General features: G+C 43.3%; 13 protein-coding genes. 10 read left to right on the top strand and 3 right to left on the bottom strand.

Annotated features, from left to right (window positions below):
• Positions 1–120 precede the first annotated feature (120 nt).
• Complete coding sequence (locus D1614_RS08805) at positions 121–1095, bottom strand: polyprenyl synthetase family protein (RefSeq protein ID WP_119437843.1); 975 nt, start codon at positions 1093–1095, stop codon at positions 121–123.
• A gap of 171 nt (positions 1096–1266) precedes the next feature.
• Between D1614_RS08805 and D1614_RS08800 the strand changes: the two genes are divergently transcribed.
• The 4 genes from D1614_RS08800 (at position 1267) to recO (ending at position 5524) form a co-directional block, all read left to right on the top strand.
• Complete coding sequence (locus D1614_RS08800; protein WP_119437547.1) at positions 1267–1569, top strand: ArsR/SmtB family transcription factor; 303 nt, start codon at positions 1267–1269, stop codon at positions 1567–1569.
• A 131-nt stretch (positions 1570–1700) separates the two neighbouring features.
• The gene (locus tag D1614_RS08795; RefSeq protein WP_119437546.1) at positions 1701–2291 is read left to right on the top strand and encodes a non-canonical purine NTP diphosphatase; all 591 of its coding nucleotides are present in this window, start codon (positions 1701–1703) and stop codon (positions 2289–2291) included.
• On the top strand, positions 2288–4606 hold the full coding sequence (gene porZ, locus D1614_RS08790) for a type IX secretion system anionic LPS delivery protein PorZ (RefSeq protein WP_119437545.1): 2319 nt from the start codon (positions 2288–2290) through the stop codon (positions 4604–4606). Before D1614_RS08795 ends, porZ begins: the two co-directional genes overlap by 4 nt.
• Positions 4607–4798: 192 nt before the next feature.
• The gene (gene recO, locus D1614_RS08785; protein WP_119437544.1) at positions 4799–5524 is read left to right on the top strand and encodes a DNA repair protein RecO; all 726 of its coding nucleotides are present in this window, start codon (positions 4799–4801) and stop codon (positions 5522–5524) included.
• Here the strand turns inward: recO and D1614_RS08780 are convergent.
• The gene (locus D1614_RS08780) at positions 5518–7896 is read right to left on the bottom strand and encodes a Bax inhibitor 1 family protein (RefSeq protein ID WP_119437543.1); all 2379 of its coding nucleotides are present in this window, start codon (positions 7894–7896) and stop codon (positions 5518–5520) included. The two genes, recO and D1614_RS08780, sit on opposite strands and share 7 nt — an antisense overlap.
• A 209-nt stretch (positions 7897–8105) precedes the next feature.
• On the opposite strand from D1614_RS08780, the gene D1614_RS08775 reads away from it, so the two are divergent.
• From D1614_RS08775 to D1614_RS08745, 6 genes are all read left to right on the top strand, one after another.
• Positions 8106–8930: a 3'(2'),5'-bisphosphate nucleotidase CysQ family protein gene (locus tag D1614_RS08775; protein ID WP_119437542.1), complete on the top strand. Its 825-nt coding sequence runs from the start codon at positions 8106–8108 to the stop codon at positions 8928–8930.
• A gap of 102 nt (positions 8931–9032) precedes the next feature.
• Entirely contained in the window at positions 9033–9305 is a 273-nt protein-coding gene (locus tag D1614_RS08770; RefSeq protein WP_119437842.1) for a hypothetical protein, read from the top strand.
• A 134-nt stretch (positions 9306–9439) separates the two neighbouring features.
• Positions 9440–9919 (top strand): SPOR domain-containing protein, encoded by a 480-nt coding sequence (locus D1614_RS08765; RefSeq protein WP_119437541.1) that lies wholly within the window; start codon positions 9440–9442, stop codon positions 9917–9919.
• Positions 9920–10125: 206 nt separating this feature from the next.
• Positions 10126–10551 carry a deoxycytidylate deaminase gene (locus D1614_RS08760; RefSeq protein ID WP_119437540.1) on the top strand — a complete coding sequence of 142 codons (426 nt, stop codon included), beginning with the start codon at positions 10126–10128 and terminating at the stop codon, positions 10549–10551.
• 42 nt (positions 10552–10593) lie between these two features.
• The gene (locus D1614_RS08755) at positions 10594–12249 is read left to right on the top strand and encodes a S41 family peptidase (RefSeq protein WP_119437539.1); all 1656 of its coding nucleotides are present in this window, start codon (positions 10594–10596) and stop codon (positions 12247–12249) included.
• Between the two features lie 478 nt (positions 12250–12727).
• Complete coding sequence (locus tag D1614_RS08745; protein ID WP_119437537.1) at positions 12728–13189, top strand: helix-turn-helix domain-containing protein; 462 nt, start codon at positions 12728–12730, stop codon at positions 13187–13189.
• 39 nt (positions 13190–13228) lie between these two features.
• Here the strand turns inward: D1614_RS08745 and nadA are convergent, their stop codons facing one another.
• Positions 13229–14218, bottom strand: coding sequence for a quinolinate synthase NadA (gene nadA / locus D1614_RS08740; RefSeq protein WP_119437536.1), 990 nt, complete (start codon positions 14216–14218; stop codon positions 13229–13231).
• Between the last annotated feature and the right edge of the window lie 37 nt (positions 14219–14255).

The following is a 14255-nucleotide window of genomic DNA, read 5'->3' as shown; positions in this document are numbered from 1 at the left end:
TCTAGGCGCTTAGCGGTTTCGAACCGCTTAGCGCATAAAAAATGCCAGTACCTGCTAAGTGCATTTTTACCACCAAATAAAATTGTGAGAAATACGATTTTTAATCTGCCCCGGCTGATTCTATTTTTTCCTGGTTGTAATATATTCCATCAGTTCGATCAGCGATTCGCGTGCATCGCTTTCCGGAAACTCCATTAACCCGGCTACGGCTTTGTCTTTAAACTCGAGCATACGTAACTCGGCGTATTCCAGTCCGCCGCGGTCAATAACCAGCTGGATGAGCTCTTTTACTGCCTGGGTATTTTTGTTTCTGCGTTTTACCATGCGCAAAATCCGCTTTCTTTCCGAGTTGTCCGAGTTATTCAGAATGTGAAGCAGGGGCAAAGTGATCTTCTTTTCCTTGATGTCGTTTCCGATCGGTTTCCCGATGATGCCTTTCGACTGGTAGTCAAAAATATCGTCCTTTATCTGAAAGGCAATACCGGCATCCTGACCAATGCGGTACATTCTCTCCACTATTTCCTCGTCTTCGGTAGCCGAAGCAGCTCCAATCGCCATACTTGTTGCAATAAGCGAAGCTGTTTTTTTGCGGATAATTTCAAAATAAGTATCATCGTCGATGTCGAGTTTCCGGCTCTTTTTCATTTGCAGGATTTCACCTTCGCTCATGTCCTGAACCGCTCTTGAAATCAGGTGAAGGAAGTTGTATTTCTTGTTTTCGAGCTGGAGCAGCAAGCCTTTTGCCAGGATGTAGTCGCCCACTAAAACAGCCAGTTTGTTTTTCCAAAGTGCTTTTACCGAGAACATTCCGCGGCGTTCGTACGATTCGTCTACCACATCGTCGTGCACCAGGGTGGCTGTATGAAGCAGCTCCACCGAGCAGGCCGCCAGCTTTGACGATTCGTTGGTGCCTCCGTGTAACTTGGCCGAAAGGAATACAAACATGGGGCGAAGTTGTTTGCCTTTGGTTCGGTACAGATAATTTAATATGGTGGCCAGAAGTGGAATATCACTTTGTAACGATTTTTTGAAATATGGTTCAAAATCAATTAACTCCTGCTCAATTGGGCTCTTTATCTTTTGTAATGCTTTCATTCTCTGAACTGTCCTGATTTCTTTTGGTGAACGAACATAAAACAATTTCACTTAAAAAAAGATTGTTTCATAAAAAAAAGTTTATCATTGTGCTGGTATTAAAGGTTTTACCCAAATAGGAAGTCGGTTATACTTAATTATTTATATATTTGCAGACGTAAAAGTACAAAGATGGAAGAGGTAAAGGAACTAAATGTTGAAAGATTGGAGGTAGCGGCGAGCATGTTAAAAGCAATGGCTCATCCTATGCGTATTGCCATTCTGAAGCACCTGGAAGGAGGGAAAAAACTGACAGTTACAGAAATTCACGAACTTCTGAAAATCGAGCAATCCACTACTTCTCATCACCTAGGAATTCTGCGTGACAAGGGAGTCCTTTGTTCAAAACGCGACGGAAAGAATACTTACTATTATCTGAAGTTTGATATTCTGAGCCAGATCGTGGATTGTCTTCATACTTGTACCTGCGAATAGCATTACAATCTTTTTATCCGCAGGTTATTATTCTTTTTTCGTTCCCCGTATTTCTTTTTAAAGAGGTAAAGAATATTGTATTTCGGGTGTGCACCTGATTGAATTCTTTATTTTTACGAAAAATTTGAAAGATGGAACTGGTTTTTGCTACCAATAATGCACATAAAGTAAAAGAAATTCAATCCATTCTGGGAGATGAATTCAGGCTGCTTAGTTTAAACGACATTGGTTGTGACGAGGATATTCCGGAAGAACAGGAAACGCTGGAAGGAAATGCATCACAAAAAGCATTTTATGTTTACAACAAATACGGATACAATTGTTTTGCTGATGATACCGGCCTGGAAATAGACGCGCTTAACGGCGAGCCGGGTGTTTATTCGGCCCGTTATGCAGGAGAAGAAAAGAACCCGGAGGCAAACATGCAGAAAGTTCTGACTAAGCTGGCTAAAATAAATAACCGAAATGCCCGTTTTAGAACCGTGATTTCACTGGTAATAAACGGCAAGGAAGTTCTTTTTGAAGGAATCGTGAATGGTGAAATTCTGACCGAGAAAAGAGGGGATGCGGGTTTTGGTTACGATCCTGTTTTTAAACCCGAAGAAAAGGATCAATCGTTTGCCGAAATGGAACTTTCGGAAAAGAATAAAATCAGCCATCGCGGACGGGCCGTTCAGAAGCTGGTCGAATACCTGAAAGAAACCGAACATAAAAATTTATGAGAAAATTTGTACTATCTCTGCTGGGATTAATTGTTTGGTCTGCAACGTATTCTCAGAGTATTCTGGGAGAATGGAAAGACTACCTGTCGTATTCGAACGCAGTAAAAGTAGATGCCTCGGGCAATAAAGTCTATTGTGCAACCGAAGGAGGTTTGTACTATTTCGACACCGAGGACAACAGCCTGAATAAGGTAAACAATCTTTCAGATTTCGGAATTCAAACCATTGCTTACAGTTCGGAAAACAATCTTTTGGTGGTGGCTTATTCCAACAGCAATATCGATATTTTGAAAGACGGCAACGTAATTAATCTTTCTGACATAAAACGAAAATCGATTACGGGAGATAAAACGATTAACAACATCACATTTCGCGGAAGCAATGCTTACCTGGCAAGTGGGTTTGGAATTGTTGTGGTTAATCTGGACAAATCCGAGATCAAAGACACCTATTTTATCGGTGCCGATGGTGGACAACTGGCCGTGAATGATGTCGCCTTTTTCCAGGGAATGATTTATGCCGCCACCGAAAAGGGAGTATTGAAAGCTCCGGAAAGTGGTGCCAATTTGCTTGACTATACCTCCTGGATGGAGGAAGATTTGGTGCCGCATGCCGGAGAAAGGTTTATTCAGCTTGAAGTTCATTCAGAGCGTTTGATTGCCACTTATTCGCCGTCTAATGGTGGAGATGAATCGTTTGGTTTTGATGGCAGTTCGTGGTCGAGCTATTACTCAGGGATGAACGAAGTGCTGGAAATGCGCTCAACCGGGAACTACCTGAGTATTACTGGCAAGTACGAAGTGGTTTTATTGGATGCCGGGAATGTTATGGTCGGGAAAATTAATTCGTATCAGTTAGGAGAGCAGGTAGTCAACCCGATTTATCCCAAAAGTACCTTCATTGCCGCGGATGGAATGATTTGGATTGCAGACAGAGGGAACGCTTTGGTTGGGTACGATGGGAATCAGTTTGAATCCATGGTTCCGAATGGTCCTGTCGACAATCATACTTTTTCATTGACAGCTGCGGGTTCTGATCTTTGGGTGACAGCCGGAGGAAGGACCAATGTTTGGAACAACAGCTGGATGGCCCCTGGTTTTCGTCGGCTGCGAGGAGGCGAATGGACCAATTTCAGTAAAAAGGAAATACCCGAACTGGATAATTTCTGGGATGTTGTTTGTGTGGCTGTAGATCCCAACGATCCGGATCACATTTTTGTTGGAAGCTGGGGAGGAGGCTTGCTGGAATTCCGAAATGATGAATTTGTGGTTCGGTATACAAATAAAAACAGTCCATTGCAATCGGCCTTACCACAACAACCCGATGAGCCGTTTACCCGGATCGGAGGCCTGGATTTTGATTCAGAAGGAAATTTATGGATAAACACCTGGGCGGTTTCAGGCAATAACTTACACAAGTTAAGCCCAGCCGGCGAATGGGAGTCTTTTAGCATGACCGAAGTACTTGGTAAAGCTACGGGGCAGTTGCTGGTAAACAGTGACGATGACAAGTGGATACTGGTTCCGCGTAACAACAACGCTTATGTGGTAGATAAAACCGGGACAAATAAAAAAAGGCTGGCAGTGACCAGCTATTTTAGTAACGGACAAGATGAGATACGTACAGAAATGAGTGACCTTTACTCGATTGCAGAAGACAAAGAAGGAGCCATATGGGTGGGGACTTCGGTAGGAGTGGCCGTTTATAACAACCCTTCACGGATTTGGAACACCAATCCTTTTTATGCCTCGCGGCCTGGCCTTGACCTGAAAGACGGTATATATCATCCCTTGTTATCTACCGAAACCGTAACGGCCATTGCCGTGGATGGCGCGAACCGGAAATGGCTGGGAACCAAAAATTCAGGAGTGTACCTGGTATCGGAATCGGGCGAAGAAGAGATCCTGCATTTTACCGCCGAAAACAGTCCGCTGCTGTCGAACAGTATCACAGCTCTTGCCATTAACGATAAATCGGGCGAAGTTTTCATCGGAACCGATAAAGGGTTGATCTCGTATCAGAGCGATGCCAACGAAGGCAACAATACCTACAGCAATGTTTATGTGTACCCGAACCCGGTGCGCGAAACATACGATGGTCCGGTTACGATCACCGGTTTAATTGCCGATACTGATATTAAGATTACAGATATAAGCGGCAACCTGGTGTACAAAACAACATCGCTTGGCGGCCAGGCAAGCTGGGATGGCCGGAACCTGAACGGAAACCGGGTGAAAACAGGTGTATACCTGGTTTTGTGTAATGACAAACAGGGCAACGAAACCCACATTACCAAGTTGCTGTTTATTCATTGAGGATTGAGGGACTGAAGGACTGAAAGGCTGATGGACTGAAGGATTGAGGGATTGAGTTTGTGAATGCGGGAATGCAGAAATGCTATAATGCGTAAATAGAAAATAATTGGAACGGACTAAAATGGACTCAATTATTGACATATCCCATGATAGTCTACTTTGAACACTGAACTTTAAACTCTAAACTAAAGTATGCTCGCTGCCACCGAAGGAATTGTACTCCATTTCATCAAATACGGTGAAAGCAGTGTGATTGCCACTGTTTTTACCCGCGAATTTGGCCGGCAGAGTTACATGGTAAATGCTTCACGCAGCCGCAAGTCAAAAAATAAGGCCGGTCTTTTGCAGCCGCTTTTCCTGCTCGACATGGAGGTTTACCAAAAGCAATCGCGCGATATTCAGCGCGTGAAGGAATTCAAAAGTTTACACGCTTACCAGAACATCCCCTTTGACATTAAGAAAGCAACACAGGCTATTTTTCTGTCAGAAATGCTTTACAAGACCATTCATGAACAGGAAAGCAATCCCGAGTTGTACGACTTTATAAAAGGCAGCTTGCTGTATTTCGACCTGATGGAAGAAGGCTGGCAGAATTTTCATCTTTATTTTCTTTTTCGGCTCACAGAGTATTTTGGTTTTATGCCCGACACCCGAAAAACGGCTTTTGAGTCGTGGTTCGATCTTCGGAAAGGAGCGGTGGTGGCCAACGAGCCTTCTCATCCCTTGTTTGCCAATAAAGAGGCAACCGGACATCTGCTTACGCTTTCCGGGTTAAAAGTCAACGAGCTGGGACAGTTTCATATTTCCCGCTCCATGCGCGATACCTTGCTATCGGTATTGGTTGATTATTACCAACTTCATTTCGAAAACCTGGGGGAAATAAAATCACTGAATGTTTTGAAAGAGGTTTTTCATTGAGACTTCTGGCTTACAATTCGCACTCGGAAGTTATCTATAATGAACTGTTTATTTTCCCGAGTCCAAAAATACACTTTCATCATACAATGCTCTTTTGTATGGTTAATTTCAGCCAAGTTGAAAATATGGTTCCAGTTTTTCTGATCGATTAATTGCTCGTCAATATTTACTGCTTTATAAAAGATTTGGCCATTCTCATCGTCTATTGCGATAACCAAGGAAATGCTTTTGGACTGATTGTAGTCGGGAGACAGGACCCAGGCATCGGTTTCAATTCTGATTTTTCCTTTTGGAATGCTGTCCAACGAAAGACTGTAAGTGCAAGAGAATTCTGCTTTATTCAAATCAAATCCCTGGCTTCCGTGAAACGCTGTTTTACTTATTTGGTCATGTTTAACAGTGCTCCAGTTTTCAACTTCTGGCGTTTCAAAATCATTCAAACTTTCATGAACGATGGTGTTTGCCTGAGTATGTGGTATTCGGAAAAATGAAAAAGGGTAAGTTGGGGAACTTCTGAATGCTGTTTGATCCCAATCAACAAATAGTTTTTGCTTTAGTTTCTCAGAACGGGAAGCTTTGAACATGATCTGTTTCACGGCATGATGTTTTTCAAAGTCAAAGAAATAAGGACTTATCCAAAGTCCGTCACTTGCATTTTTAGGGACAATTCGGTATTTGTGTATACTACCGTTTTCGAGTTTCAGATAAATCCAAAACTGTTCGTCTTTGTAAAAGAAACTTTTTATGCTTTGTTGCAGTGATTTTTTGAAAGATAATTTTGCTCGTAGAAGTCCCATTTCAGATGTAGGAATGTCAATCCATCTATTCCAATTTGTTTGTTGAGAATCTATTGCCTCAGTGTGAAATGAAAGGGGAGCATTTCTTTTTTTCAGCAGAAGAAATTTCTCATTTACACAGCAAGGTTCATACTTACTCATTATCTGAATCAAGGTTTGAGGTTCGTCGTTCAGTAAATAGCGATAGTCGATGCTGTTAAAATTTCCGCCATTAATGTCGTTCGTTATTTTTTGCTTTTCCCAAATAATGAATTCAGGGCTTTTGTCAGAGCTGAAATAATCTGCATTTTGTTGGTCGAGCCACGAAGTGTAAGAAGCGTAGCTTTGAATAACCACTCTGGGTTTCCAGTTAAGGTTATTAATGGCTGCGATGGAATAGTCCCACGGATAAACATCTGCGGTGGCACCATTTATCGTGTCAAGCATGTTTTGTGGAAGTCGGTTTTGTTGCAGGTGTTCTGCCGTTTTCTGATGAGCCTGAGCTTTCAGGTTGTTGAAATCAGTTATAAATTCAGCAAAATTCTTCGTTCCAAAATACTCATACTTTAGAGGAAGATAGTTCATGCAATTTTTCAGGTTTAACGAGAATAAAACAACAATTAGGATAACCAATGGCACGTTAATGAAATGCTTTTTTTGCTCAAATAACAAGAACACTGCCAGTGAAATAATGATATAATTTAACAGTCCCCTTACATGGTAAAAATCTTCGCGTGCCATTCCGTGTTTCCAGGCAGCAAAAAGGCTGAGTCCGATGATTAAAAAGAAAAATACGGATTTAGAAGAACGGTTGACTACTGCTAAAACTGCCAGTGCGATCATGGCAAAGGCAAGTAGCCACCAGTTGTTGTACGGATAAACAGCAGCAGCAGCGGAATTATCCTGTGCCAAATTGAGCATTCCAAAAACATAGTGGAAGAATCCGTTCATACTTCCATACATGAACAACCAGAATAGAAGTATAAAACCTGACATGGCAAAAGCATCGAAAATGAATTCACGAAGATTTTTTTTAGTAATCAAGGAGTAAATTACAACCGAAACAAACATGGTTCCCGTGAGAATTGCTACATAAGCTTTTACGTAAAAAGCCAGAGCGGTAATGAAGAATGCTGCAAGCTTAGTATACTTTAAATTATAATGAAAGTAGTTGCAGTAAAGCATTATTACATTTGCCAGGAGTAATTGATTAAAGCCGGAGATAATAGAAACTCCATATGTGAAAATCAATATTATTGGCCACTTAATCCAATGTTCTGATTTATATAATAAACCATAGGTATTCAGTGCCAGCAAGGCTTTCAAAAGTGCAGTAACCAATGTCGCGAGTAAAATATTTTCACTTAGCGGATACATAAAAAAAGCCAGCGGCCCATGTGGAAAGAGAATGTGTTGGCCGGCGTTTAATCCGTTTTCGAAAAAGGTATTAAATACCCACATTAAAGGAGGGTCAATACCCACCGAAAATGACCAGTCGTTAGCAGGGAAAGTTCCAATAACCACTACAATGGTTATAATTAGTAAGAATACAATTTCTTTTATTTGAATTCTCGGTTTAAGGAAGTTTTGGTTCATTATTTATGGGATATTGAAATTGCTGCACAAGGTATCAATTTTGTTCAGCAACAACAATAAGCGATAATCTATCAATCAATAATAGAAGAAAAGGAACAAGGTAAACATTAAGCATTGTAAACAAACATTTAAATGATTTTGATTTGTCGGCCCAAAGAATCTGAAAAGACCCGATTCGGGTTAAATTTACAGAAACCAATTATTCCGGGATGGAGAGATCAGTACAGGAGAAGATATTTCAATTACTTGCTGCGGCCGGCGATGCGATTGTGGAGGTGTACAACAGCAAGGATTTTGCTGCTCAAACCAAGGCAGACCATACGCCTGTTACCCGTGCCGATAAAGCTTCGAGCCGGATATTAAACCAGGGCTTGAAAAAACTCTTTCCTGAAATTCCGATCATGGACGAAGAAAACCCCATTGCTGCCTACGATATCCGGAAAAACTGGAAACAGTACTTTTTAATTGATCCCCTCGACGGAACCAAGGAATTTATAAAACGAAACGGGGAGTTTTGCATCAACCTGGCGCTCATAAAAGGAACTTCACCCGAGGCCGGATGGATTTACCAGCCCCTGATAAGAACCGGCTGGTATTGCCAAAGGGGAGAAGGGGTACTGGAATTCAACGCAAAAGGAGAAACAAATCAGCTTAAGCAGCCACTTATCGACCGCGATGTGATTTGCATTGCAGCCAGCCGCTCGTTTTTTAAGCCGCGCGAGGCGGAACTGATCGAAAAGATACAGCGGAATTTTCAGGTGGAGATACTGCATTGCGGAAGTTCCAGAAAACAGGTGCAGATGGTAAAAGGCAATGCCGATATGTACCTGAAAGCCGGCCCCTGCTCGGAATGGGATACAGCCCCTGGGCAACTAATGGTGGAAGAATTTGGCGGCGCAGTTTTACGTCACGACAGTTTTGAAACCCTGCAATACAACCGGAAGGACTTGATCAACCCTCCCTTTGTGATGTTGAATGCGCGCTTGAATAATCCGGCGTTTATCGGCTTTATGGAGGAAATCATCCGGGAGTAACCAGTTATTTTCTTTGCTTTTCGCTTGCTCTTTCGTGCAAAGTATAATACCTTGAAGGTGATTCAGATTCAGAAATATTCACCATTCAATACTTTTTCGCATATGAAAAGATACCTTCCGCTTCTGCTTGTTGTGTTAACGGCCGGTTTGCTGTTCACGGGGTGCGCAACCCAGTCTTTCCAAAACATTACCGATCCTCCCGGATTTTTAAAGGGATTGCTCCACGGATTCATTTTGCTGTTCAGCTTTATTGCCAGCCTTTTTACTGATTATGAGATTTATGCCTTTCCCAATGCGGGCGGGTGGTACAACTTTGGTTTTTTGCTGGGAGTGATGTTATTTTTTGGCGGTGGTGGCGCAAAAGCAAGATGTTAACAAAATAAACACCCAACCCCTTCCGTTTTTAGTTGCAAACAGAATTCTGTGTAAAACTTGCCCGGGTTTCGTGCATTGATGGTACGCTTAATGTGTATCTTCGCTTTGTTCAATAACTGAAAAACAGGAATAAAATGAATAGAATAGCATTTTTTGTAGCACTTGTTGTGGTGCTTGGCGCTTGTAAAACAGTGAAGCAACCCGCACAGTCGGAATACACCAGCGACAACACAGTTCCGACCAAAGTATTTACCGTTCCCGGATCGGAAACCAAGACAGAAGTAAGCAAGCCGGTTGAAACTGTGGCTGATGAAAAACCAATCGCCATCCGCAAGGAACAGGTTTCTTTTACCGATCAGCTGGATCAAAGCAAAAACGAAGGAAACACCTATTTTGTGATTCTTGGTTCGTTCGGACAGCTTGACAACGCAAAAAATTACCGGACTACCTTGTTACAGGAAGGTTTCACCCCGATTATTTTACACAGCGAAACAGGTTACTACCGCGTTTGTGTAAACTCGTACAAGCAAGAGGCAGAAGCCAGAAGCCGGGTGGCACAAATCAGACAATCATTCGAAAAATATTCGGATGTCTGGTTATTGATCAAAGAATAATCATTCAGTATTTTGATACTTCAACGCCGCAATTTGCGGCGTTTTTTGTTGCTGAAACCCGGGTTTTTAGGGTAAAAGCATTAAAAAAAATTAAAATCAAACACTGAGTGGCTCAGTGCGTTATAATTAAGCCGTTTTTCTAAAATCAATGTTACTTTTGTAATCAGGAGTAGAAAACGCTACCTATTTAAGAACAATACATAACTATGTCGAAGGATAATAAACAACAACTGCTCGATCAGCGTTACCTCAAAATGGCCGATATCTGGTCTCAGAATTCTTACTGTAAACGGAGACAGGTGGGAGCCTTGATCGTGAAAGACAAGATGATCATTTCGGATGGGTACAACGGAACGCCGGCAGGTTTTGAGAATGTTTGTGAAGACGAGAACAACCAGACAAAGCCCTATGTGCTGCATGCCGAAGCAAATGCCATCACCAAAGTGGCAAAATCGGGGAACAGCAGCGACGGAGCCACCTTGTATGTAACTTCTTCGCCGTGTCTCGAATGTTCGAAGCTGATTATCCAGGCAGGTATCAAGCGGGTGGTATTTACCGAAAGTTACAGGCTGGAAGACGGGATCAACCTGCTTCGAAGAGCCGGAATTGAGGTCGTACAGGTAGATATTTAAGTAGCGAGCGGCCCATTATTTTTAACAGGAAGAAAAGAAACAATGAATAAGAAAACAGTTATACTGGTTCCCCTTTTAATTGCCATTTCAATTGCCATTGGTATCCTGATCGGGAACATGATGAAAACCAACTCTAGCACAGGTTTTAGCGGCCTGGCGATGAGTCAGCCCAATAAAATTTCGACCATACTTGATTTGGTTGATCACGGTTATGTCGACAGTGTAAATACCGGCGAGATTGTGGAAGAAACCATTCCGGAAATACTCAAAAAGCTCGATCCGCATACCTCCTATATTCCGGCGCGCGACATGCAGGAAGTAAACGAAGAAATGCGGGGAAACTTTTCGGGAATCGGTATCCAGTTTTCGCTGATGGAAGACACAGTACGCGTAATTGAAGTGATCTCGGGAGGGCCTTCGAGTCAGGTGGGCATTCAGCCCGGCGACCGCATTGTAACCGTGAACGATTCACTGATTGCCGGAGTTGGCAAGGAGAGTAACGACATTCTTCATTTGCTCCGGGGCGAGAAAAACTCGAAAGTGCGCATCGGAGTTCAGAGAAAGGGGGAGGACGATGAACTGGAGTTTGAAATTACCCGCGGAGACATTCCGCTTTACAGTGTGGATGTGACGTATATGATCGATCCGGAAACCGGGTTCATAAAAATCAGCCGCTTTGCCAATACCACTTACCAGGAGTTTGTAGACGGAATGACCGTCTTAAAAGAGGAAGGCGCCAAACGGGTGATTGTGGATCTTCGCGGAAATCCCGGCGGTGCTTTGATGGGCGTTTTGCAGATGCTCGACGAAGTACTGGAGAAAGGGGAGGCAATGCTTTATACCGAAGGTAAAAATCAGCCACGCAAAACTTACAATGCCTCCGGAAAAGGGTCTTTTGGCGATGTGGAGATGTATGTAATGATCGACGAGTTTTCGGCGTCGGCCAGCGAGATTTTTGCCGGTGCGCTTCAGGATAACGACCGCGGAATTGTAATCGGCCGCCGTTCGTTCGGAAAAGGGCTGGTGCAGGAGCAAATTCCGCTCAACGATGGTTCGGCACTTCGCCTTACTGTAGCGCGTTTTTACACACCCAGCGGACGTTGTATTCAAAGTTCGTACGAAGACGGCAACGAGGAGTATTACAACCATATTTACGAGCGTTTCCACAACATGGAGCAGTTGGTGGCCGACAGTATTCATTTTGATGATTCGCTGAAATACACCACCAAGGGCGGCCGTATTGTTTATGGCGGTGGCGGAATTATGCCCGACTTTTTTGTGCCGGTGGATACCACAGGTAATTCGGAGTATTACGGCAAGTTGTACCGGCGCGGGCTGATCTATTCGTATGCCTACGCCTATGCCGACCAGCACCGCTCAGAACTGGCGGAATTGACCGCTGCTGATGCGTTCGATGCTTACCTGGAGCAACACCACGTAATCGACGACTTTGTTAAATACGCTGCCGAAAAGGGCGTTGCAAAGGATGCTGCCGGGTTAAAGGTGTCTGGCAAGATCATTAACACGCAGCTGAAAGCCTACATCGCGCGAAACATAATCGGCGAAACGGGTTTTTATCCGATCATTCAGAAGATTGACAAAACCCTGTTGCGGGCCATCGAAATTTCGCGGCAGGATTTGCTGGTGCAGAACCTGATCGAAGCAGATTCAACGATCAGCCACACGGCAGCAAAGTAATTACTTCAAAGCATCCGGAAGCAGCTCTTTGGGCTGCGATTCTTTCCTCAGTAAAAGAAAATACCTTGCCAGCACTTGCTGGCATCGTTTCCATGCTTGTATTTTTTATGAAAATGTATGATTTCATAAAGATATGGCAGTAATATTTTATCAGCTTGTACAATTTCCTAAAGTATTGATACGAATTTTGGCTCCCCCGAATATTCTTCTCGTAGAAAAGCTTTGTAAACTTTAGGAAAGTGTTCTTTTTGATAAAGTATAGGTTTAAATGTTTTATCAAAATATACAGGTTCTTAAAGAATAAGCGGGTGGATGAGGGAATTACCCGGGGAGACGCTAATATTTTGTTTTAAACATAAATAAGCACAGTCGAAAGTCCTTTCAGGGCATTTTCGTAGAATGATAGGCTTATAATTTTAACGCATGAGTAGTATGTAAATTGACTCGATAGTTGCTATTTTTATAAAAAAACAAAGTGATGCCCACAATCAATTACACACCGATTCTACCCGAACACGTATATGTAGGTTTGGCAGAGAACATAGAAGCGAATCCCGATGCCCGAAAGCTGACCGATGTGGTGTTGGAAAACAAGTCTGGCGGAAATAATTACATCGATGTATTTGCCGGCCTGGTGCGCCGTTACGGAAAGCGGCAGGCGAATGATTATGCGCAAATGATGGGAGCTGAATTTCGTCATTTCGACGGCGCTGTCCGCTGTCTGACCGGTATGAGTGCCCACGGTTGGGTAAACGAATACCTGCGCCTGGTGGCCTGCGATTTGGTGGCTAAAACCACATTAAATTTCAAGGAAATTGGAAAGATACTGGGCTTCTCGCAGAGTAGTTTTTCCCAGTTTTTCAAGGCGTACGCGCACATGCAGCCCTGGGAATACCGAAGCCTTAAAAAGCACGGCAAAAAGCAAAACTTCTTTTTCTGAGTCCTTTCCCGCTTAAACGCTCGTCGCAAAACAGGATTACTACGAAATTTCGAGCATGCGCTGAATGGGTATCCGGGCCTGTTCGATCACATCTTCGGGAAGCGTAACCTCCGGCAGTTCGTGTTTCAAACAGATGTATAGTTTCTGCAGGCTGTTCAGTTTCATGTACGAGCAGTCGTTGCAGGCACAGGTTGAATCGGCCGACGGAGCCGGAATAAAAATCTTATCCGGGCAAGCCTTGGTCATTTGGTGCAGAATACCGCTTTCGGTCGCCACAATAAATTTTCGGGCATCGCTTTTCTGTACATAATTCAGCAAAGCGGTGGTAGAACCGATGTGTTTGGCCAGTAAAAGAACCGGTTTTTCGCACTCCGGATGCGCGATAAATTCAGCATCAGGGTGTTGCTCCATCAATTCGATAATTCGTTCCACCGAATATTGCTCGTGTACCATGCAGGCGCCATCCCAAAGCACCATATCGCGGCCGGTAATGCTGTTGATGTAGTTCCCCAGGTTTTTATCGGGGGCAAAAATCAGTTTTTGGTCTTTGGGGAAACTTTCTACAATTTTCGCAGCGTTCGCCGAAGTACAAACAATGTCGGACATGGTTTTAAGAGCCGCTGTAGCATTAATGTAAGTCACCACCTTGTGATCGGGATACTGGGCTTTGAAAGCGGCAAATTTATCGGCAGGAGCCGATTCTGCCAGCGAACAGCTTGCTTTCAGGTCGGGCAAAATAACTTTCTTCGAAGGATTGATGATCTTGGCTGTCTCGGCCATAAAATGAACGCCTACAAAAACGATCATTTCGGCATCGGTTTCGGCAGCTGCCTGAGCCAGTCCGAGGCTGTCGCCTACGTAATCCGCAATATCCTGTAAGGGGCCATCTACGTAGAAGTGGCTCAGGATTACCGCATTCTTCTCCTTCTTCAGGCGCTTGATTTCTTCTGCCAGTTTTAATGTTGGATCAATCGCTTCCTCTATGAATCCCTTTTCTTCCAACATGTTATTGATGCTTGCCTGTTCCATCGTTTCCCTTTTAGAATTCTTTTAAAAGACTGCAAAA

It is taken from the genome of Maribellus luteus (genome assembly GCF_003576475.1).
Taxonomy (GTDB): domain Bacteria; phylum Bacteroidota; class Bacteroidia; order Bacteroidales; family Prolixibacteraceae; genus Draconibacterium; species Draconibacterium luteum.
Note: the sequence above shows the minus strand (reverse complement) of the source record. Positions and strands in the feature narration are given on the sequence as shown.